Below are 19,875 nucleotides of genomic sequence, written 5' to 3'. Positions count from 1 at the left end.
CACGCGGGGTTATTTTATCTTGTGATTTATGTTGCTTTAATGTGTGAAATTGAAGATAGATTATTAAAACAGTCACACAACCAACACCAGGCACAATAAAAAAACAAAACCTATAAGAGAGCGAAGCAATGATGAATCAACGTTATGCCGCGATTGATCAGGGAACCACCGGCACCCGGGTCGTGGTGTTCGGCGAAGACGGCAGGCACCATTCGCCGGCCAGCATGCCGCACAAGCAGATCACCCCCAATCCGGGCTGGGTGGAACACGACGCCCTGGAGATTTTGGCGAATATCCGCCGCTGTCTCAGCCAGTGCGACATGGTGGATGCCATCGGTTTAGGGCATCAGGGCGAAAGCCTGCTGGCCTGGGACGCCGACAGCGGCCTGCCGCTGTACAACGCCATCGTTTGGCAAGATCAGCGCACCGAGCCGGAGATCCAGCGCCTGAAACGCGAAGGCGTCGAGCCGCTGGTGATGGCGAAAACCGGCCTGCCGCTCGATACCTACTTCTCCGCCAGCAAGATGGGCTGGCTGATGAACAACGCGCCGGGGGCCAGGCAGCTGGCGCAACGCGGCCGCCTGCGGCTCGGCACCATGGACGCTTTCTTCCTGTTCCACCTGTGCGGCCGGCACCTCACCGACTATAACTCGGCCTCGCGCACCTCGTTGTTCAACATTTATACCCTGCAGTGGGACGAGGAGCTGTGCCGTTTGTTCGGCGTGCCGATCGACAGCCTGCCCGAGGTCAGAGACAACATCGGCCACTTCGGCGACGTCGCGCTCAACGGCAAGCCGGTGCCGTTGACGGCCTGCATCGTCGACCAGTTTGCCGGCACTTACGGCCACGGCTGCCATCAACCGGGGCAGATGAAGATCACCTTCGGTACCGGCGCCTTTTTACAGGCGATCACCGGGCCGCGCCCGATCGACGCCGGCGAGTCCGGCCTGTTGCCCACGCTGTGCTGGAAGCTGCCCGGCAGCGAGCCGGTGTATGGCCTGGACGGCGGCGTTTATAACGCGGCCTCCGCCATTAACTGGGCAAGAAAGATAGGCCTGTTCAACGATTTCGATGAATTCGGCGATTTTCCGGCCCAGCCGGCCATCGCGCGCGGCCTGGCCTTTGTACCCGCGCTCTCTGGGCTGGCCTGCCCGTACTGGGATCGCTCCGCCGCCGGGATGTGGGCCGGCCTGTCGCTGGAAACCGAACGCAAGGATCTGCTGCAGTCGATCCTCGAAGGCATCGCCATGCGTTCCGCCGAGGTGATCAACGCCATGGATAAACTGAAACCGATCGGCGACAGCATTTCGGTGGACGGCGGTCTGTCCGCCAACCGTTACTTCACGCAGTTTCTCGCCAACCTGATCCAAAAGCGCATCGTCTCTCCCGCTAATAAGGAGATCACCGCCCTGGGCGTGGCGCTGCTGGCGCGTAAAGGATTGGGGATGGAACATCCGCTCAAGGTGCTCAACCGTTATGAAGTGACGGAACCCGCCGAGGTCGATATGAGGGTCTGGTTTACCCGCTATCAGGAAATCATCGCGCGCTCGCGCGGCTTACGTTCACCGCAGGAGGAACACCATGGCTGAGTTCGGTAATGTCATCATCTATATCATCATGGCCGGCACCCTGATCGGCGCGTTGGCGTCGATCGTCAAGCCGGAAGGCGAGCTGGGGCGTGAGTTCGTCAACGGCATTCATGCCATCGGCCCGGTGTTTCTCGCCCAGGCGGGCATCATGGCCGCGATCCCGATCATCTCTTACCTGATCATGTACAGCATCGGCCCCTTCTTCTCAGCGCTCGGCTCAGACGCCTCGATCGCGGCGCTGGCGGTGATCGCCGTGGACATGGGCGGCTACCAGTTGGCCGACGCCATCGCCGCCAACCGCGATATGTGGATCGTCGCCATGCTGGTGGGTTACACCTCCGGCGCCAGCATCGTCTATCTGATCCCGGTCGGGCTTATCATGCTGAACCGCGACGACCATAAGTATCTGGCGTTAGGGGCCATGGCGGGTTTGATCAGCATTCCGTTCGCCGTGCTGATCGCCCTGGTGACCATCACCCTCAACAACCTGCCGGTCAGGGAGATCATTTCCACCACCTCGCCCGCCGCGCACTATCTGCAGCTGGACTTGCTGCAGGCGCTGCGGCTGCTGTCGCCGCTGTTCGCCCTGTGCTTCCTGTTGGCGCTGGGGCTGAAGCTGCGGCCGGCGGCGATGGTGAAAGGGTTCCTAATCTTCGGCAAGGCGGCGGATGCCTTTATCAAACTGGTGTTGGCGCTGTGCATCATCGAGCATTTCACCGGCGTGTTTAAAAAGGTATTCGGCGGCTGGGTGTTCGATCCGTTATTTGCCGACAAAGACGAATTATTCCGCGCTATCGAGATCGCCGGTTATATCGGCATTATGTTGGCGGGCACATTCCCCATTTGTTATTTATTCCAGCGCTATTGCCGCAAGCCGATGCATTTCATCGGTAAAAAGCTCGGTTTATCGGATACCGGCGCGCTGGGCTTTATTATGGTATTGGCCAATATCATCGCCGTTTATCACCTGTTCAAAGGCATGCGGGCGCGCGATAAGGTGCTGTGCGTGGCCTTCGGCATCTGCGCGCAGGCCACGTTGGGCGATCACCTGGCGTTTACCGCCAACTTCCAACCTTCGCTGGTGTTGCCGATCATGATGGGCAAATTCCTCGGCGGCATGATCGCCGTGCTGATCGCCATAAAAATTTCGGTGCCGGAGGCTGAATTGCTGGAAAAAGAACAGACGCAAAGGCAATCGACGGCCATCGCCGCCGCCGCTCGCTGAATTTATCCCTAAGCCATAAAAATAAACGGGGCGCCGCCTCACGGGGAAGCTGCGCCCTTTTTTCGTCCCTGACAACAATTATTGAGAGAACAAACGCTAATGAGAAAAATATTTTTGGCCTGCCCCTACAGCCACGCCGACGCCAACGTCGTGCAGCAACGCTTTATCGCCTGCAACGACGTCGCCGCCGCTATCGTTCGCGCCGGCAACGCCGTTTTTAGCCAGGTCAGCATGTCGCATCCGATCAATCTCTGTCTGCAAGATCTCGACAAAACCGCCATCGGCACGCTGTGGGCGCCGATCGACGCGCTGTTCATGGCGGCGATGGATGAATTGATCGTGCTCGACTTGCCGGGTTGGCAAGAGAGCGGCGGCATCAAGCGCGAGATGGATTCTTTCGCGGCGCGCGGCTGCCGCGTCAGCCTGTGGTCCGAGGTCGCAGGCGAGTTCAACTGAGGCGTGCGCCCCGCCGCTTGGCGCGACGGGGCAGCGGCCTATTTGCCGTTGGCCAATTCGCCGTACACCACCTGGCCGCGGAAACCGCGCCGCACCTGCTGGAACAGCTCGCGGAACGCCGGGTAATCCTGCGCCTGGCACAGCGCTTCCTTGCCGCGAATGGCGTTCACCTGCAGGCGGTGATTGACGGTCACCTGCTGCCCGTCGCGCCGCCATGCCACGCGATAGTCGCCCGCCGCATTGCGGAACTGCCTGTCTTGCGGAATGGCGATAATCGGCACGTTGGCCGGCAGCTGCAGGCGGTAGGTTTCGTCGTAGCGCTGCGCGCTGCAGTAGAACGGCGTTTCGTTGCCCGGCGCCGCCGTGGTGGTATACAGCGTGCGGAACGATTTGCCGCCGGGCGGGTTGGGCAAGGTCATGCCGCCCACCACGCCGAAATCGACGTAGTCGTCCGCCTTGAAGCGGAAGCGGTAACCGAACTGCTTTTTGAGATCCAGCGGATCGCTGTTCATCGCCACCTCGCCGCTGCCGTCGATGCCGGAGGCGGACATGATCGTCGCTTCGGCCTGCGCCCGGTTCTGGCGGTTGATCTGCGAGAAGTAGCCCCGCAGGTCAATCTCTTCCACTTCGCTCAGCCGGCGCTCGGTCTCCCCCTGCAGATTGCCCGCCTTGTCGAACACGAAATCGACGCTCAGCGCGCTCTTGACCGGCTGCTCGTCGCTGCCCGGCGTGCGCGCCAGTTTGGCGTCGCGCGTGAGCAGCACCGGCGCCCCCAGGTCGCCCTCCGGCAGTTGCCCGAAACGCGCCCAGGGATTGGTGGAATCGAGGTACAGTTTGAATTCCGGCACATAGGTGATGGCGTGATTAAAGCGGCCGAGCAGCGGCACGTTAGGCAGTATCGGGCCTTCATCCATGCCGATCAGCACCGGCGAGCTTTCGATGCCCTTGGCGGCGAGCAGCGCCTCCAGGATCACCACGTGATCCTTACAGTCGCCGTAATGGTTATCGAGAATGCTCTGCGCCGAATTCGGCTCCAGCCCGCCGTTGCCCAGGTACACCGCCACGTAGCGAATGTTTTGCGCCACCCAGCGATAGAGGGCCTCCGCCTGCTCGCGCCGATCGCTGATGCCGGCGGTGATATTGTCCGCCAGCGCCTGAATGCCCGGCGTCACCTTCGCCGCCGCACCGGCCTTCAGCTGGTAGGCCTTGGCCAACTGCGGCCAATCGCGGTAGGTGCTGGCCATGATGGTCGGGCTGAAGGTCCAGCTGTCCGCCGCCCAGTTTTGCGCCTTCATCGGCGCGCTGCGCGAATAATGCCAGCGCCAGTGCGCCTGCCCGTTGCGGATCTGCGGCTGGTCCCCGCCCTCGACGCCGCGCGTGAAGATATGCATCGGCAGCTTGGCCGGCGCCTGCAGGGTCACTTCGGCGTCGTCGAACTGATCGAAAACGCTGAACGTCTCCCACAGGCCGAAATAGTCGGGGAAATACGGGGTGTTTTGCGTGCGGCGCAGCTCATACACCACGCGAGATCCCGGCGCCAGGTTGGAGAACACGATGACGCGCACTTTGCGGTCGGCATACAGCGGCGCCGTGGCGCTGGAGTAGCTCTCCTGGGTGTAGATGCGGTCGGGTGCCACGTCGTGGCGCTGGCCGTCGGCGGTCAGCGTATAGGCGGCGACCACCTCCAGCGTTTCCATTTTCTCGCTGTAGCTCAGGCGGATCTGGCTGAATTTCTCGATCGCCGCCTTGGTCTTCAGCAGCACTTCGTAGCTTTCCGTCTTCACGTTGGTGGCGTTGGCGTTAACGCGATAATCCGCGCGATAGCGCACGAAGCTGAAATCGTTGTTGGCCGTGTCGTTCTGGCCCTGATCCGCCGCGGCGGGCGGTGCAGCGGCCAACACGGTGGCCGGGTGCGTCGCCGTCAAACCGGCGAGTAACAGTATGGAAGGAATAGCGATTTTCATCTTCGGTCCTTGAAGGGCGTTAAGCAGCGACACCGGGCCATACGTCCGTCCCGGCGTCAAAACAGGCGGGCACACTAATATAATTGAGAATCATTTTCAATAAACGAACCGTCAACGCCCGGGTTAGCCCTGTTCGATCAGCATCACGGCGGTGGTCTCCGGCTCCAGCGCTTCGAATACATGCTCGCGATCGGCGGAGTAACTGATGTAATCGCCGGCGCTCAGCTCCAGCGGCTGATCCGCCGGGCCAAGGCGCGCGCGCCCGCTGCTGATGATCACATGCTCGACGGTGCCCGGCGGATGCGGCCGCGAGCATTTCGTTTCACCGGGTTGCACCCGCAGCCGGTAAATGTCGCGTTGCGCCCCCGGTGGGCAGGTCGCCAACAGCGTGGCGGCGTAGTTGCCCTGCTCCGACAGCGCCGGCGTTCCCTCATGGGCGCGGATCACTTGCACCGGCCTGCTCGGCTGTGAAATCAGCCGGCTGACCGGCACATCCAGCGCCATCGCCAGCGCCCACAGCGTTTCCAGGCTGGGATTGCCGCTGCCGGCTTCGAGCTGCGACAGCGTGGACTTGGCGATACCCGCGCGCTTCGCCAGTTCGGTAACGGACAGGTTCAACCGCTCCCGCTCGCGGCGGATTGCCGCCGACAAGAGGCCAATCGGCGTGATGTTCTGCATTAGGCTCTCGCTCATTGTTCGTTATACCATTCAATTGTTCGGCTTGACGAACAGCGTCAACCATGTTCATCATAATGTTCGATTGTTCATTTTAATGATTAAGCGACTTCACCACAAGCACGGTCAGGCCGCGAGGGAAACGACATGAAAACGAAAACGCGCGGCGCAGTGCAAATGATCCTCGCCATGACGATCTCCGGCACCGTCGGTTGGCCGGTACTCGTTTTAGGGCAGCCGCCCGCCACGGTGGTGTTTTGGCGCTGCGCGTTCGGCGCGCTGGCGATGCTGGCCACCTGCGCCGCGCTTGGGCAACTGAAATCAGGCGCGATCAACCGGCGGCAGCTGGCTTTCGCCGTCCTGGGAGGCCTCGCGCTGGTGCTCAACTGGACGCTATTGTTTGCCGCCTATGCGCATGCCTCGATCGCTGTCGCCACCGTGACCTACCATGTTCAACCGTTTATGTTGGTGGCGCTGGGAGCGCTGCTGTTCGGCGAAAAACTGACGGCTAATCGGCTGGGCTGGCTTCTGCTGGCGTTCGCGGGGATGGTGTTGATCGTCACCGGCCGGCAAAGCGGTGGCGGCGATGGCGACTATCTGTTCGGCGTGGCGCTGACGCTGGGGGCGGCCCTGATGTACGCCCTGGCGGCGGCGATCGTCAAACAGCTGGCTGCGTTGCCGCCGCAGCTGATCGTGTTGATTCAGCTGACCGTCGGCGCGCTGGCGCTGGCTCCGTTCGCCGGGCTGGCCCACCTTCCCGCAGATTCGTTCGACTGGCTGCTGCTGGCGACCCTCGGTTTGGTGCATACCGGGTTGATGTCCACGTTGCTCTATGGCGCGATCCAGAAAATCCCCACAGCTCTGGTCGGCGCGCTGTCGTTTATCTACCCGGCAGTGGCGATCGTGGTGGACTGGGCGGCGTTCGGGCACCGTCTCAGCCTGTTGCAACTGCTGGGCACGCTGGCCATTCTCGGCGCGGCGGCGGGCATGAACTTCGGCTGGCGATGGCCGCCCGCCGCGCACCGGGCCGGTAAAATCGGTTAATCCCGCCTGACGGGCAAGCTATGCACAATAAGGCATTCGCCTTGTGTCCGGCGCGGTGCTATTTATTTAAACCGTGTAGGGTAGAAGGAGTGTTCTATGTGGCATCACCGCCTGCAACGGCGCATCCGTTTCAGCTACTGGAACGAACTGTGCGTCACAAAAAAATAAGGGAAGGCGCAAGCCTTCCCTTTTGTCATTCACCGCTCGGGTCAAAAACGGTCGGTTTTCACCACCTCGTCGAACGGCAGCTTGCCGATGCGCGGGTAAGGTTGCCCCGCCGCCTTGCCGATAGCGACCATCAGCGCGATCTGATAATGCGCCGGCTTATTGATAATCTCGCCCACCGCGTCGAAATCAAAACCGTCCATCGGGCAAGAGTCGTAGCCCTGCGCCTTGGCCGCCAGCATCAGCGTCTGGGCGAAGATGCCGCTGCTGCGCATCACCTCGTCGCGCTGCACCTGCGGCTTACCGCGATAATACTGATCGACGGCCGGGATCATGAATTGCTGCACCGGCTCCGCGGCCTCGGCCCAGACGGTTTTTACCTGTGACTCCCAGCTCGACAGATCGCCGCACAGCACGACCAGCATCGACGCGTCGGTCACCTGCGCCTGCCCCCACGCCGCCTCGCGAATTTTCTCGCGCTGCGCGCGATCTTCGATCAGCAGCGGGCGCCAGTGCTGCAGGTTAAACGCGCTGGGAGCGCCCTGCAGCGCGATAGTCAGCAACGCTTTTTTCTCTTCGAGCGTCATCACGTGCTGCGCATCGAACTGCTTGGTGGCGCGGCGCTGGCGGATTGCGTCTAACGTATTCATTTTACTGCCTCTGTCCATGTGAAAAGCTCTATTGTCGCCAACGCGGCGTGGCTGTCCAGCCCCCGGAGGCTATTTCTGCGCGGTTTCGGCGCGCAAGCGGCCGACCTGCGCCGCCAGGTCCGGCCACGGCGCCTGACCGGCGTAATGCTGCCGCAGGTAGTTGAGCAGGATGGCGATCTGCGCGTCATTCAGGTTATGGCGAAAGCCCGGCATATAGCCCAGCTCGGCGTTCGCCGGCCGCTGTATGCCGTCCAGCACCACGCGAATGGCGTTGTCCGGCGCCTCGGCGAACAGGTTGGTATTCAGCGCCAGAGACGGGCGCACCCCCGCCATCTGCGCGCCTTTTTCCTGCGCATGGCACGCCATGCAGGCACCGGAAAACAGCCGCGCCCCTTGCGAACTCAGGGGCTCGACCTGGCGCTCCGCCTGAGCGTTCAAAGTTGCCGCCGCGGCCTGCGCCGCCGCTTCCGGATGATAGCTGCGCAGATAGACGGCGATCGCCTGCAGGTCGGCCTGCGGCAAGCGCGACAGCCCTTCTTCGATCACCGGCGCCATCGGGCCGGCGGCGACGCCGTGGTTGGCCGAGTAGCCGGTGCGCATGAAATCGACCAGATCCTGCTGTGACCAGGCGAGCGGCGCGGGCGAGCGGCCGGTCAACGCCGGCGCCGTCCAGCCTTCCGCCACGCCGCCGGCCAGGTGCTCGCCGCCGGTTTTCTCGCCGAACAGCACGTTGCGCGGTGAGTGGCAGGCGCTGCAGTGCCCCAACCCTTCGACCAGGTACGCGCCGCGGTTCCAGTCGGCGCTTTGGGCTGACTGTTCCGGCAACGCCCCCGGCGTCAGGAACAGCAGGTTCCAGGCGAAGATGCCCTGGCGAATGTTGAACGGAAAGTGCAGATCGGTGGCCGGCGGCCGGTACTTGACCGGCGGCTGCGACATCAGATAGGCATACAGCGCCTGCAGATCGTCGTCGCGGGTGCGGGTAAAGGCGGTATAGGGAAACGCCGGATAGAGATAGCGGCCCTGGCGATCGACGCCGTGGCGCATGGCGCGTTCGAACGCCGCGTAGCTCCAGCTGCCGATGCCGGTTTCCACGTCCGGCGTGATGTTGGTGGTGTAAATGGTGCCGAAGGGGATCTCCATCGCCAGCCCGCCGGCGTTGCGCTCGCCGCCCGCACGGGTGTGGCACACGGCGCAGTCGCCGAGATCGGCCAACGTTTTGCCGCGCGCGATCTGCGCCTCGCTGAAACTGTGGGTCGCATCGGCGGCGAGCGGCGCAATCTCCGGCTGCCAACTGGCGACCACGCCGGCGACCACCACGGCGATCACCGTAACGCCACCCCACCCGACGATTTTTTTCATCTTACTCATCTTTGCTGTCCTTGTTCGTTACGGGGGGTTAATGGCCGGCCTGAGCGCGCAGCGCGGCGAGCACCCGCGCCGGTGTGAACGGCACCTCGCGCAGGCGCACGCCGAGGGCGTCAAACAGCGCGTTGCCGATCGCCGCCGCACTCGGCACCGAGGCGGACTCTCCTGCGCCCATCGGCGCTTCGTCCGGGCGGTCGATCAGCTGGATATCAACCTGCGGCAATTCGTCGAAGCGCAGGATCGGATAGCCGCCCCAGTCCAATGACGTCACGCCCGATGCGTTGAAGGTCACAAACTCTTTCAGCACCCGGCTGGCGGACTGGATAATGTTGCCGTGCACCTGATGGCGCACCCCGGCCGGATTGATCATCCGGCCGCAATCATGCGCCACGAAGATTTTATCGAGCGTGATCTGCCCGGAAAGGCGATTGACGCTGAGATCGCACACCCAGGCCGCCCAGGCGGCGCCGAAGCCGGGAAATTTGCTGTGGAAATAGCGCGCATAGGCGAAGCCGCGGCCGCTCACCACTTCGGCGCCGGCGGCGCGTGACCGGTGCGCCGGGCCATCTTGCCAGTTCGCCTGGCGCTTCAGGGCCTCAATCAAGGTCACTGCGCGCGGATCGTTCAGGTAACGCAGGCGAAACGCGATCGGATCCTCGCCGGCACGCCAGGCCAGCTCGTCGATCCAGGACTCATGGGCGAACACGTTGGGCAGCGCCGAAACGCCGCGCATCCACGAGGCCCGCACGATCGGCGCGGCGTCCTGGCAAATCACCCGCATGTGCGGATACTCGTATTGCGGAATGGCGGTGCGATCGCCCATCTGTTGCACGTCAGCCCGGTTGGCCACCTTGCCGGTCAACACCAGCGGCAAGGTCACCGCATTGTTGGAGGGATAGCTGGTTTTCAACTCGTAGGCCGCCACTCGGTTTTGCGCGTCGAGGCCGCCGCGCACCCGGATCAACTGACCGGTGCCCTTCGGCTCCCAGCCGGATTCCTGTTCGCGCATCAGTTGCACCCGCACCGGGCGGCCGGTCACCCGCGCCAACAGCGCCGCGTCCGCCGAAACGTCGTCGGCGCAGTTGCGGCCATAGCAGCCGGAGGCCTCCATGCGGGTGATATGCACCTGCTCAGGCGCCAATTCCAGCAGCGTGGCGATATCTTTGCGCAGATCGTGCGGGTTTTGCGTGCCGGACCACACCTGCGCCCGCCCGTCTTTAACCTCCGCCACTGCGCAGGAAGGGCCGATCGAGGCGTGCTGATGGTAAGGCCAGACATAGTCCGCCCGCACTTCGGTATGCAGCGATGCCAGCGCGTCGTCCGTGCCCGCATCGTCGCGCAGCACGCGGTCGGTTTTCGGGTTGGCTTCCAGCGCGGCGGGCAGCGCCTCCGGCGACAGGTCCGGCAGGCCGGCCCAGGGTTTCCATTCGGTTTTCAGCCGGCGCATGGCGGCGATCGCCTGCTCTTCGCGCTCGGCCACAATGCCGATGAAATCGTTGATCACCACCAGTTTCACGATGCCCGGCAGATGCGCGATCGAACTTTCATCCACCGACAACAGGCCGCCGCCCAGCGGCGCGCTGCTGTCGGCGCCTGCGTAAGGCGGGCGCACCACCCGGCCATGCAGCATGCCGGGCAAACGCAGATCGTGCACGTAGGTCAGCGCGCCGCTCACTTTGGCCGGAATATCGACCCGGGCGACGGCGCGGCCGACATAGCGGTTCTGCTGTTCACCGTTCAGCGGCACGTTTTTATCCAGCGCCACGTGCAGATTCTGCCCGCTCGCCAGCTGCGCATAGCTCAAGGCGCGCCCCGGATTCTTGGTCACAAACACCTGCCCCGCCGCCGCCGTCAGCTGGTCGGCCGGCAGTTCGAAGGCTTTGGCCGCCAGCGCCGTCAGCATATGCCGCACCTGCGCCGCCGCCTGGCGCAGCGGCACCGACGTCACCTGAAGGGTGGCGCTGGCGATAGTTGGCCCCTGATCCGGCGTGCGTTGCGTATCGCCGAGGATCATCGTGACGTGCTCGAACGGCACGCAAATTTCGTCGGCGACGATCTGCGCCAGCGCGGTGCGAATGCCGGTGCCGAGATCGACGTGGCCGTTGAAGGCCGTCACCCGGCCGTCGGCGGTGAGGCTGATAAAACTGTCTACCCTGTCCAGCGGCAGATCGGCAGGCGTTGGGGCGGGCTCGGCGGCGAAGGCGTTAAACGGCGCGGGCAGCAGGCTGCTGACCATCACCACACCGCCGGCCTGCAACAGCTGGCGGCGGGTCAGTTCGAGGCGGCTCATGCTTGCCTCCGTGCAGCCAGCAGCGCGCGGGCGCGTTCGGCGGCGCGCAAGATCTCAAGATGGGTGCCGCAGCGGCACAGGTTGTAGGCCAGCTCTTTCTTGATCGCCTGTTCGTCCGCCTCGGGTTCACGTTCGAACAGCGCGACCAGCGTCATGATCATGCCATTGACGCAGTAGCCACATTGCGCCGCCTGCTCATCGATAAATCCTTGCTGCACCGGGTGCGGCGTTTCCGGTGTGCCCAGTCCTTCCAGCGTGGTGACGGACTTGCTTCCTACCGCGGCCAGCGGCATTGAGCAGGAGCGAGCGGCGACGCCGTCGATAAGAACGGTGCAGGCGCCGCACTCCCCCAGGCCGCAGCCGTATTTGGGGCCATTCAAGTGCAGATCGTTGCGTAACACGTACAACAGCGGGGTCTCGGGCGAGATATCGCCGAGTGGAACCACCCGGCCATTAACATTGATTTCCATGGTGAAACTATCCCTTAAACAAACGGATTTAATCCGTAACATCACTGCGTCGAATAATTGAGCAGCATGCTAATAATTATCATCAAAAGACTTGATAATGTTAAGGGAATGTAGCCGCCATGGCTTTAACGAAAAGTGGGTATTTTCTATAAATTTCCGATAGATAAGCCCGGTTTTATGATTGCGTTCCGTGATTATTGGCGTTCGTCAACGCGGCCTCGGCACCGTTGACCAACAGCCGCACGCTGGCTTCGAACAGCGCGTCTGCGCCCTTATCCTGCAAAGTTTCCCAGCCTTCGCACAGCAGCGGGTAACGCTGGCGATCGGCGTCATTCAGCGTATCGTCCGGCTGCATTTGCTGCTCTTCCAGCACCCAGCCTACGACGAAGCGCCCGACGGCGAACAGCAAATTCACCGCGCGTTCAGGCGTCAAGCCCGCCCGGCACAGCAGCGCCACCTTGGCCTCGATAATGGCGAATTGCGGCTCCTGCGGCCGGGTGCCGGCATGCAGACGCGCGCCGTCGCGGTAAGCCAGCAGAGCCCGACGGAAATTGCTCGCATTGGTGACGACCCAATCCTGCCAGGCCATATCGGCGGGCAGTTCTTCACGGTGATCCAACATGATGGTTTCCGCCATCGCTTTCAACAGCTCGGCTTTGTTCTTGAAATGCCAATAGAGCGTGGGAGATTGCACGCCGAGATGTTGCGCCAGGCGACGGGTGCTCAGAGCATCGATGCCGATTTCATTCAGCAGCGCCAGCGCTCCGCGCAGGACGGTTTCACGCGTTAAACGTATCGCAGTATTTTTTTCGCTCATCTCTCTATCACTGATAGGGTAACTATGGAATACTCAATACTCTATCACTGTTAGAGTCACAATCTTGAAAAAACCTATGCTGGTTATTTTGTTGACGGTGTTGCTGGATGCGGTGGGCATCGGTCTGATCATGCCGATCCTGCCGGCGCTGTTGCGCTCGCTGGGCGGTCTTGACGCCGGCAGCCTGCATTACGGCGCCCTGCTGGCGGCCTATGCGTTGATGCAATTCCTGTTTTCACCGATCCTCGGCGCGTTGAGCGATCGCTTCGGCCGGCGGCCGGTGCTGTTAATTTCACTCGCCGGCGCCGCGGCCGACTACCTGCTGATGGCGTTCGCGCCGACGCTGGCCTGGCTCTATCTGGGCCGGTTGCTGGCGGGCATCACCGGCGCCAACATGGCGGTCGCCACCGCTTACGTTACCGATATTACTCCTGCCGGCCAGCGCGCGCGGCGTTTCGGTCTGGTGGGCGCGGTGTTCGGCGTCGGTTTTATCGTCGGCCCGTTGCTCGGCGGTTCGCTGGGCGAGTGGCATCTGCATGCGCCCTTCCTGGCGGCGGCGGCGATGAATGCCCTCAACCTGGCGATGGCATTTTTCCTGCTGCCGGAATCGCGTAAACCCCGCGCCCGCGCCGCCGAGAAAATCCGCCTTAATCCCTTTTCGTCATTGCGACGGCTGCACGGCAAACCGGGCCTGCTGCCGCTGGCCGGCATTTACCTGATCATGGCGCTGGTTTCACAGGCGCCGGCCACGCTGTGGATTTTATACGGCCAGGATCGTTTCGGCTGGAGCATGATGGTGGCGGGCCTGTCGCTGGCCGGTTACGGTGCCTGCCACGCGCTGTCGCAGGCCTTCGCCATCGGCCCACTGGTCGCGCGGCTCGGCGAACGCAAGGCGCTGCTGATCGGCCTGACCGCCGACGCGCTGGGCCTGGTGCTGTTATCGATCGCCACGCGCGGCTGGGCGCCCTTTGCGCTGCTGCCGTTCTTCGCCGCGGGCGGTATGGCGCTGCCCGCGCTGCAGGCGTTAATGGCGCAAAAGGTGGACGACGACCATCAGGGCGAACTGCAAGGGACGCTGGCCAGCATGGGCAGCCTGATCGGCGTCGCGGGGCCGTTGGTGGCGACGGCACTGTATGCCGCCACGCGCGATGTCTGGCCCGGCCTGGTTTGGGCGTTGGCCGCCGCCCTCTATCTGCTGGTGCCGCCGTTGCTGGCGCGTTCGCGCGAGCGTGACGCGGCATAGCGTAGAGATCCCCTTCTCCCGCTTAAGCTCATTTATGGCTAAGCAAGGCATTATTCAGCATAAGCGGGCGCTTTACACGCCACTGCGCCGCTCATTATCATCGCCCTTATCCCGCCGCAGGAAAATTTGAATGCCGTTTCATGGCGTTACGCCCAGCGCGTATCGCTATTGTTCACTTCGCCTATCGGAAAATCAGGATGAGAAAACTCACAACGCCGCTGATCGCCGCCCTGCTGCTGGGCCTGTTTAGCTTGCCGGCCGGCGCGCAGGAGAAACCGCAGCAAATCACCATCGGTTACCAGAAAGCCAACATTTTTGCGCTGCTGAAATACCGCGGCACGCTGGAAAAAGCCCTTGAGCCGCAGGGCGTCAAGGTTCGCTGGATAGAATTCCCCGCCGGCCCGCAGATGTTGGAGGGGTTGAACGTCGGCAGCATCGATCTGGCGGCGACCGGCGACGCGCCGCCGGCCTTCGCGCAAGCCGCCAAGGCCGATCTGGTTTATTTGGCGCATTCGCCGCCCAGCCCGAAAACCGAAGCCATCGTGGTGCCGCAGGATTCGCCGATCCGCTCCGTGGCCGATCTGAAAGGCAAACGCGTGGCGTTGAACAAAGGGTCTGACGTCAATTACCTGCTGGTGAGCGCGCTGGAACAGGCCGGCTTGAGCTACAAGGACATCACGCCGGTCTATCTGCCGCCGAGCGATGCCCGCGCCGCCTTCCAGCGCGGCAGCGTCGACGCCTGGGTGATTTGGGATCCCTACTACGCCGAGGTGGAAACCCGCGCCAACGCCCGCCTGCTGAAAGACGCGGAAGGCCTGGTGCCGCACTATACCTTCTATCTCGCCAGCCGCCGCTTTGCCGAAACCTACCCGGATAGCGCCAAACAGGTGATTCAACAGCTCGGCGCGCTGAGCGACTGGGCCAACGAGCATCCACAGGAAGCGGCGGCGATCCTCGCTCAGAGCACCGGTCTGGATCAGGCCATTTGGGCCAGAGCCATCGCCCGCATGCCGTTCGGCAGCCAGCGCATGTCGCCGGAGGTGTTCAGACAGCAACAGCAGTTGGCGGATAAATTCACTGCCATCGGCCTGCTGCCGGTTAAGGTGGATGTCAACGCCGCCCGCTGGTCCGAAGATAAGCCCGAGGCGCAATAGCCTTTGCCGCGCTTTGGCTTTAGAAAGCAGAAACCGGCATTTTGCCGCCGGCATCAGCTGGCCTATGCTAACCCTGTGTGATGAAACGCGTTTTCATGGCATGTCTTCCGGAACGTTTTGCTTTAATTTGTTCGTCGTGAACCCTGGGCCGCCCCTGACTGGTGCGGCTTTTCTTTTTGTTCGGCAGTGTCGGCGGCGGCGAATTTTGCTATGGTAACCCGCAGATAAATGTCCCGTTTTCAGCCGCCGGATCGACTCATGTTTACCCATAAAGCAATCGCCGAGCTCAACGCCCTGGAGCTGATGGTTTATAACTACGTCAGCAAACACAAAAATCAAGTGATGTACATGACCATCCGCGAGCTGGCCGAGGCCGCCGGCGTATCCACCACTACCGTGCTGCGATTTTGCAAAAAAATGGGTTGCGACGGTTATTCAGAATTTCGCATCCGTTTCAAACTGTATCTGGAGCAAAGCGATGCGCCGCCGGTCGATTCCGGCATCGGCGAAATTCTCAGTTTTTTTAAAAGCGTCAGCAACGACGAATTTAATCAGTTACTCGATGAAGCGGCGCATCATATCGCCGCCGCCGAGCGGATTATTTTCGTCGGCATCAGCACCTCTGGCGCCTTGGGGAAATATGGCGCGCGTTTCTTTTCCAACGTCGGGAAATTCAGCACCCATATCGACGATCCTTATTATCCCGTCAACAGCGATATGTATAAAAACGCGGTGGCGATCATGTTATCAGTCTCCGGCGAAACCGAAGAGATCCTGCGACTGGCGAGCCAGTTCAGTCTGCACCACTGCAAGATCATCAGCATCACCAACAACGAAACCTCTTCGCTGGCGCGGCTGGCGGACTTTAATCTCTCCTACCACGTGCCGCAGCATTTGATCGGCGGCCATCACAATATCACCACGCAGATCCCCGTGCTTTACATTATTGAAACCATCGGCAAACGGCTTGGGCATATTAATTCGGCAAAATAAAACAGGCTGTTTTTTTATTGTGACAAATCACTTTGTCCGGCGATTTGTTATATCGTGACATTTCTTTTGGTCTTGTTACTCTATTGGCAATGCGAACGTTATTATCCTTCATTAAATAAGATGAGACATTGACGATGAAACAGTTGCCGAAAGATTTTCTGTGGGGAGGCGCGGTCGCCGCGCACCAGGTTGAAGGCGGTTGGGATCGGGGCGGCAAAGGCCCAAGCATCGCCGACGTGCTGTCCGGCGGTTCGCACGGCGTCGATCGCGTGATGACCGACGGCGTGCTCGACGGCTACCGTTACCCCAACCATGAAGCGGTGGACTTCTACGGCCGCTACAAACAGGACGTGGCGCTGTTCGCCGAGATGGGCTTCAAGTGTTTTCGCACCTCGATCGCCTGGACGCGCATCTTCCCGAACGGCGACGAAGCAACGCCAAACGAGGCCGGCCTGCAGTTTTACGACGATCTGTTCGACGAGTTGCTGAAATACGGCATCCAGCCGGTGATCACCCTGTCGCACTTCGAAATGCCTTACCATTTGGTGAAAACCTACGGCGGCTGGAAAAACCGCCGGGTGGTGGAATTTTTCGTGCGCTTTAGCGAAGTGGTGATGCGCCGCTACCGCGAGAAGGTGAAGTACTGGATGACCTTCAACGAGATCAACAACCAGAGTAACTACCGCTACCCGCTGTTCGGCTACTGCTGTTCCGGCGTGGACTACACCCAGGAAGACAACCCGGAGCAGGCGCTATACCAGGTATTACACCACCAGTTCGTCGCCAGCGCGCAGGTGGTCAAACTCGGCCATCAGATCAACCCGGAGTTCAAGATCGGCTGCATGCTGGCCTGCGTGCCGTTCTACCCTTATTCCTGCAAGCCGGACGACGTGATGTACGCCGTGGAGGCGATGCACCAGCGCTATCTGTACACCGACGTGCAGATGCGCGGCTACTACCCAAGCTATCTGCTGCGCGACTGGGAACGCAAAGGGCTGAAGATCGAGATGCAGCCGCAGGACGCACAGATCCTGCGCGAGGGCTGCACCGACTACATCGGCTTCAGCTATTACATGAGCAACGCGCTGCAGGCCAACGCGGTGGAAGGCAGCGACGGCATGTTCGGCTTCCCGGGCAACGTGCCGAACCCGCACGTCAAGGCTTCCGACTGGGGCTGGCAGATCGATCCGGTCGGGCTGCGCTACTCGCTGAACGTATTGTATGAACGTTACCAGAAACCGCTGTTTATCGTGGAGAACGGCTTCGGCGCCTTCGACAAGGTGGAAGCGGACGGCCAGATCAACGATGACTATCGCATCGACTATCTGCGCGCCCATATCGAAGAGATGAAAAAAGCGGTGATTGAAGACGGCGTAGACCTGATCGGCTATACGCCGTGGGGCTGCATTGACTGCGTATCGTTCACCACCGGCGAGTACAGCAAGCGCTACGGCTTTATCTACGTCGATAAACACGACGACGGCACCGGCACGCTCGAACGTTCGCGCAAGAAAAGCTTCGACTGGTATCGCCGGGTGATCGCCAGCAACGGCGAACAGCTTTAACCGCACGGCAGACCAATCAGGGGCGATGTTCGCCCCTTTTTACTTTATTGCGCCTTACTCCGCCGTCTGCCCGGCGGCGAGGTACTTCGCCATTTCCGGCGGCGGCACCATGCCGCCGCCGGTCGCCCACACCAGATGCGTCGCCTGCGCCAGGCTTTCCGCGCTCACCCCTTGCCCGCTAAGCTGTTGCGCATTGGCCTCCATGCGCCACGGCCCGGCCATGCCCGCCAGGGCGGAGGGTTCCAGCTGGATATGCTCGTGCCTGTCCAACAACCCGAGCAATGCGAACATCTCTTCGTCGCTCAGCGTGTAAAATGCGCTCAGCAGGCGCTCCATCGCCCGGCCGACAAAACCCGAGGCGCGCCCCACCGCCAGCCCATCCGCCGCCGTGCGGTTGTCGATGCCGAGATCTTGCACCGCAATGCCGTCATGCAACCCGCTGTAGACGCCGAGCAGCATGCAGGGGGAATGGGTCGGTTCGGCGAAAATGCAGTGAACGTGATCGCCGAACGCCAGCTTGAGGCCAAAGGCCACACCGCCCGGCCCGCCGCCGACGCCGCACGGCAGATACACGAACAGCGGATGCTGCGCGTCCACCACAATACCCTGTTCAGCAAACTGCCACTTCAGGCGGCCACCCGCCACCGCGTAGCCGAGGAACAGGGTTTGCGAATTTTCATCGTCGATAAAGAAGCAATTCGGATCGTTCGCCGCCTGTTGGCGCCCTTGCTCGACCGCCACGCCGTAATCTTCGGCGTATTCCACCACCGTCACGCCATTGTCGCGCAGCTTCTGTTTTTTCCACTCTCGCGCATCCGCCGACATGTGCACGCTGACATCAAATCCCAGGCGGGCGCTGATGATACCGATGGATAATCCCAGATTGCCGGTTGATCCGACGGCGATGCGGTACTGGCGGAAGAACTGACGAAACGCGTCGGAACACAGCCGGGCGTAGTCGTCGCCGATCTGTAGCAGCCCCGCCTCCAGCGCCAGTTTCTCCGCGTGCGTCAGCACCTCATAGATGCCGCCGCGCGCTTTGATTGAACCGGAAATCGGCAGATGGCTGTCCTTTTTCAATAGCAGACGCCCGCCCAACGCCTGCCCATAGCGCCGATCCAACGCCTGCTGCATGGCGGGGATCGCCACCAGCTCGGATTCGATGATCCCCTTTGTCGGTTGGGTTTCCGGGAAGGCCGCGGCGAGATAAGGCGCGAAACGCGCCAGGCGCTGCTCGGCTTCGGCCACGTCGGCGGCGGTCAGCCCGACATGGGGCAAGCCTGCGGCCAGCGTGGTCGCACGCGGATTGAACCAGGTGATAGGCGCGAGGGCGACCATTCGCTGCAACAGCGGATGCTGCGCAACCCACGATTGGATCTGTGATTTTTGCATAAGAGTCCCTGACTGATTTGGCGTTGCCGTCACCATGCCGTGAACGCCGGCGGCTGACAAATGATAAATTCTGAGTTTGAGGTGCAATAGATTGATGCAAACGCGGCGTTAGCCTGCCGTCACGCCAAACAGCATGCCCACGCCTGAGGAGACCGCCATCGCCAGCGCGCTCCAGATCAGAATACGCGCCACCCCCGGCAAGATCGGCGCCCCGCCGGTTTTCGCGGCGATGCCGCCGAGAACGCCGAGGGAAATCAGCGCCGACGCCACCAGCGCCGGTCGCGTCCAGGCAACCGGCACCCACAGCGCCACCAGCAGCGGCAACAGCGCGCCGAGGGAGAAACTCAGGGCCGACGCCAACGCAGCCTGCAGCGGCCGGGCGCGGGTGGCGGAGGAAATGCCCAGCTCGTCGCGCGCGTGCGCCTCCAGCGCATCATGCGCCATCAGCTTTTCCGCCACCTGCCGAGCCAGCGCCGGATCCAGCCCGCGATGCACGTAGATTGACGTCAGTTCGCGAAACTCCCCCGGGTAGTCTTCAAGCAGCTCCGCCTGCTCTTCCGCCAGCGCGGCCTTTTCGGTATCCGCCTGCGACGAGACCGACACATACTCACCGGTCGCCATCGACATCGCCCCGGCCACCCACCCGGCGACGCCGGCGATCATCAGCGCGGAATGCGAGGCGCTGGCCGCCGCGACGCCCAGCAGCAGGCTGGCCGTTGAAACGATGCCGTCGTTGGCGCCGAGCACCGCCGCCCGCAGCCAGCCGATGCGTTCAATACTGTGCCGTTCTCGGTGCATCCGTTCTCTCCCTCTGTGAC

The 19,875-nt window shown here is 62.0% G+C and carries 17 protein-coding genes; 8 read left to right on the top strand and 9 right to left on the bottom strand.

Annotated features, from left to right (window positions below):
- Nucleotides 1-128: 128 nt before the first annotated feature.
- From ACJ8QF_RS14695 to ACJ8QF_RS14685, 3 genes are all read left to right on the top strand, one after another.
- Nucleotides 129-1,589, top strand: coding sequence for an FGGY-family carbohydrate kinase (locus tag ACJ8QF_RS14695; protein ID WP_442537630.1), 1,461 nt, complete (start codon nt 129-131; stop codon nt 1,587-1,589).
- Nucleotides 1,582-2,814 carry an ethanolamine utilization protein EutH gene (eutH, locus tag ACJ8QF_RS14690; protein WP_275094787.1) on the top strand — a complete coding sequence of 411 codons (1,233 nt, stop codon included), beginning with the start codon at nt 1,582-1,584 and terminating at the stop codon, nt 2,812-2,814. Before ACJ8QF_RS14695 ends, eutH begins: the two co-directional genes overlap by 8 nt.
- Nucleotides 2,815-2,913: 99 nt before the next feature.
- On the top strand, nt 2,914-3,270 hold the full coding sequence (locus tag ACJ8QF_RS14685; protein ID WP_103686681.1) for a DUF1937 family protein: 357 nt from the start codon (nt 2,914-2,916) through the stop codon (nt 3,268-3,270).
- A 38-nt stretch (nt 3,271-3,308) separates the two neighbouring features.
- Here the strand turns inward: ACJ8QF_RS14685 and ACJ8QF_RS14680 are convergent, their stop codons facing one another.
- Together ACJ8QF_RS14680 and ACJ8QF_RS14675 are read right to left on the bottom strand one after the other, a co-directional pair.
- Nucleotides 3,309-5,234 carry a DUF3857 domain-containing protein gene (locus ACJ8QF_RS14680; protein WP_442537629.1) on the bottom strand — a complete coding sequence of 642 codons (1,926 nt, stop codon included), beginning with the start codon at nt 5,232-5,234 and terminating at the stop codon, nt 3,309-3,311.
- Nucleotides 5,235-5,357: 123 nt separating this feature from the next.
- Entirely contained in the window at nt 5,358-5,927 is a 570-nt protein-coding gene (locus ACJ8QF_RS14675; RefSeq protein WP_049188929.1) for a helix-turn-helix domain-containing protein, read from the bottom strand.
- Nucleotides 5,928-6,056: 129 nt separating this feature from the next.
- Between ACJ8QF_RS14675 and ACJ8QF_RS14670 the strand changes: the two genes are divergently transcribed.
- The gene (locus ACJ8QF_RS14670; RefSeq protein WP_442537628.1) at nt 6,057-6,953 is read left to right on the top strand and encodes a DMT family transporter; all 897 of its coding nucleotides are present in this window, start codon (nt 6,057-6,059) and stop codon (nt 6,951-6,953) included.
- Nucleotides 6,954-7,162: 209 nt separating this feature from the next.
- Here the strand turns inward: ACJ8QF_RS14670 and ACJ8QF_RS14665 are convergent, their stop codons facing one another.
- The 5 genes from ACJ8QF_RS14665 to tetR form a co-directional block, all read right to left on the bottom strand.
- Nucleotides 7,163-7,768 carry a nitroreductase family protein gene (locus tag ACJ8QF_RS14665; protein WP_004938044.1) on the bottom strand — a complete coding sequence of 202 codons (606 nt, stop codon included), beginning with the start codon at nt 7,766-7,768 and terminating at the stop codon, nt 7,163-7,165.
- 69 nt (nt 7,769-7,837) lie between these two features.
- Nucleotides 7,838-9,136: a c-type cytochrome gene (locus tag ACJ8QF_RS14660; RefSeq protein WP_135638229.1), complete on the bottom strand. Its 1,299-nt coding sequence runs from the start codon at nt 9,134-9,136 to the stop codon at nt 7,838-7,840.
- Between the two features lie 28 nt (nt 9,137-9,164).
- Nucleotides 9,165-11,423 carry a molybdopterin cofactor-binding domain-containing protein gene (locus ACJ8QF_RS14655; RefSeq protein ID WP_442537627.1) on the bottom strand — a complete coding sequence of 753 codons (2,259 nt, stop codon included), beginning with the start codon at nt 11,421-11,423 and terminating at the stop codon, nt 9,165-9,167.
- On the bottom strand, nt 11,420-11,893 hold the full coding sequence (locus ACJ8QF_RS14650; RefSeq protein ID WP_021503731.1) for a (2Fe-2S)-binding protein: 474 nt from the start codon (nt 11,891-11,893) through the stop codon (nt 11,420-11,422). The genes ACJ8QF_RS14655 and ACJ8QF_RS14650 overlap by 4 nt, the downstream gene beginning before the upstream one ends.
- Nucleotides 11,894-12,068: 175 nt before the next feature.
- Nucleotides 12,069-12,710: a tetracycline resistance transcriptional repressor TetR gene (tetR, locus tag ACJ8QF_RS14645; protein WP_197753140.1), complete on the bottom strand. Its 642-nt coding sequence runs from the start codon at nt 12,708-12,710 to the stop codon at nt 12,069-12,071.
- Between the two features lie 64 nt (nt 12,711-12,774).
- On the opposite strand from tetR, the gene tet(41) reads away from it, so the two are divergent.
- The 4 genes from tet(41) (at nt 12,775) to ACJ8QF_RS14625 (ending at nt 17,665) form a co-directional block, all read left to right on the top strand.
- Complete coding sequence (gene tet(41), locus ACJ8QF_RS14640; protein WP_131164699.1) at nt 12,775-13,953, top strand: tetracycline efflux MFS transporter Tet(41); 1,179 nt, start codon at nt 12,775-12,777, stop codon at nt 13,951-13,953.
- 197 nt (nt 13,954-14,150) lie between these two features.
- Entirely contained in the window at nt 14,151-15,107 is a 957-nt protein-coding gene (locus ACJ8QF_RS14635) for a sulfonate ABC transporter substrate-binding protein (protein ID WP_275094791.1), read from the top strand.
- A gap of 258 nt (nt 15,108-15,365) precedes the next feature.
- Entirely contained in the window at nt 15,366-16,100 is a 735-nt protein-coding gene (locus tag ACJ8QF_RS14630) for a MurR/RpiR family transcriptional regulator (protein ID WP_004938065.1), read from the top strand.
- Between the two features lie 128 nt (nt 16,101-16,228).
- Complete coding sequence (locus tag ACJ8QF_RS14625) at nt 16,229-17,665, top strand: 6-phospho-beta-glucosidase (protein ID WP_031299656.1); 1,437 nt, start codon at nt 16,229-16,231, stop codon at nt 17,663-17,665.
- Nucleotides 17,666-17,719: 54 nt separating this feature from the next.
- Here the strand turns inward: ACJ8QF_RS14625 and ACJ8QF_RS14620 are convergent, their stop codons facing one another.
- Both ACJ8QF_RS14620 and ACJ8QF_RS14615 read right to left on the bottom strand, forming a co-directional pair.
- Complete coding sequence (locus tag ACJ8QF_RS14620) at nt 17,720-19,057, bottom strand: D-serine ammonia-lyase (RefSeq protein WP_197753143.1); 1,338 nt, start codon at nt 19,055-19,057, stop codon at nt 17,720-17,722.
- A 108-nt stretch (nt 19,058-19,165) separates the two neighbouring features.
- Entirely contained in the window at nt 19,166-19,855 is a 690-nt protein-coding gene (locus tag ACJ8QF_RS14615) for a VIT1/CCC1 transporter family protein (protein ID WP_044031195.1), read from the bottom strand.
- Between the last annotated feature and the right edge of the window lie 20 nt (nt 19,856-19,875).

It is taken from the genome of Serratia sp. CY81684 (assembly GCF_052166595.1).
Classification (GTDB): domain Bacteria; phylum Pseudomonadota; class Gammaproteobacteria; order Enterobacterales; family Enterobacteriaceae; genus Serratia; species Serratia nematodiphila.
Note: the sequence above shows the minus strand (reverse complement) of the source record. Positions and strands in the feature narration are given on the sequence as shown.

What these genes read in the sequence shown, in the direction of transcription:
- ACJ8QF_RS14695 (WP_442537630.1), top strand. Translation starts at nt 129, where the DNA reads ATGATGAATCAACGTTATGCCGCGATTGATCAGGGAACCACCGGCACC.
- eutH (WP_275094787.1), top strand. Translation starts at nt 1,582, where the DNA reads ATGGCTGAGTTCGGTAATGTCATCATCTATATCATCATGGCCGGCACC.
- ACJ8QF_RS14685 (WP_103686681.1), top strand. Translation starts at nt 2,914, where the DNA reads ATGAGAAAAATATTTTTGGCCTGCCCCTACAGCCACGCCGACGCCAAC.
- ACJ8QF_RS14680 (WP_442537629.1), bottom strand. Translation starts at nt 5,234, where the DNA reads ATGAAAATCGCTATTCCTTCCATACTGTTACTCGCCGGTTTGACGGCG.
- ACJ8QF_RS14675 (WP_049188929.1), bottom strand. Translation starts at nt 5,927, where the DNA reads ATGAGCGAGAGCCTAATGCAGAACATCACGCCGATTGGCCTCTTGTCG.
- ACJ8QF_RS14670 (WP_442537628.1), top strand. Translation starts at nt 6,057, where the DNA reads ATGAAAACGAAAACGCGCGGCGCAGTGCAAATGATCCTCGCCATGACG.
- ACJ8QF_RS14665 (WP_004938044.1), bottom strand. Translation starts at nt 7,768, where the DNA reads ATGAATACGTTAGACGCAATCCGCCAGCGCCGCGCCACCAAGCAGTTC.
- ACJ8QF_RS14660 (WP_135638229.1), bottom strand. Translation starts at nt 9,136, where the DNA reads ATGAGTAAGATGAAAAAAATCGTCGGGTGGGGTGGCGTTACGGTGATC.
- ACJ8QF_RS14655 (WP_442537627.1), bottom strand. Translation starts at nt 11,423, where the DNA reads ATGAGCCGCCTCGAACTGACCCGCCGCCAGCTGTTGCAGGCCGGCGGT.
- ACJ8QF_RS14650 (WP_021503731.1), bottom strand. Translation starts at nt 11,893, where the DNA reads ATGGAAATCAATGTTAATGGCCGGGTGGTTCCACTCGGCGATATCTCG.
- tetR (WP_197753140.1), bottom strand. Translation starts at nt 12,710, where the DNA reads ATGAGCGAAAAAAATACTGCGATACGTTTAACGCGTGAAACCGTCCTG.
- ACJ8QF_RS14635 (WP_275094791.1), top strand. Translation starts at nt 14,151, where the DNA reads ATGAGAAAACTCACAACGCCGCTGATCGCCGCCCTGCTGCTGGGCCTG.
- ACJ8QF_RS14630 (WP_004938065.1), top strand. Translation starts at nt 15,366, where the DNA reads ATGTTTACCCATAAAGCAATCGCCGAGCTCAACGCCCTGGAGCTGATG.
- ACJ8QF_RS14620 (WP_197753143.1), bottom strand. Translation starts at nt 19,057, where the DNA reads ATGCAAAAATCACAGATCCAATCGTGGGTTGCGCAGCATCCGCTGTTG.
- ACJ8QF_RS14615 (WP_044031195.1), bottom strand. Translation starts at nt 19,855, where the DNA reads ATGCACCGAGAACGGCACAGTATTGAACGCATCGGCTGGCTGCGGGCG.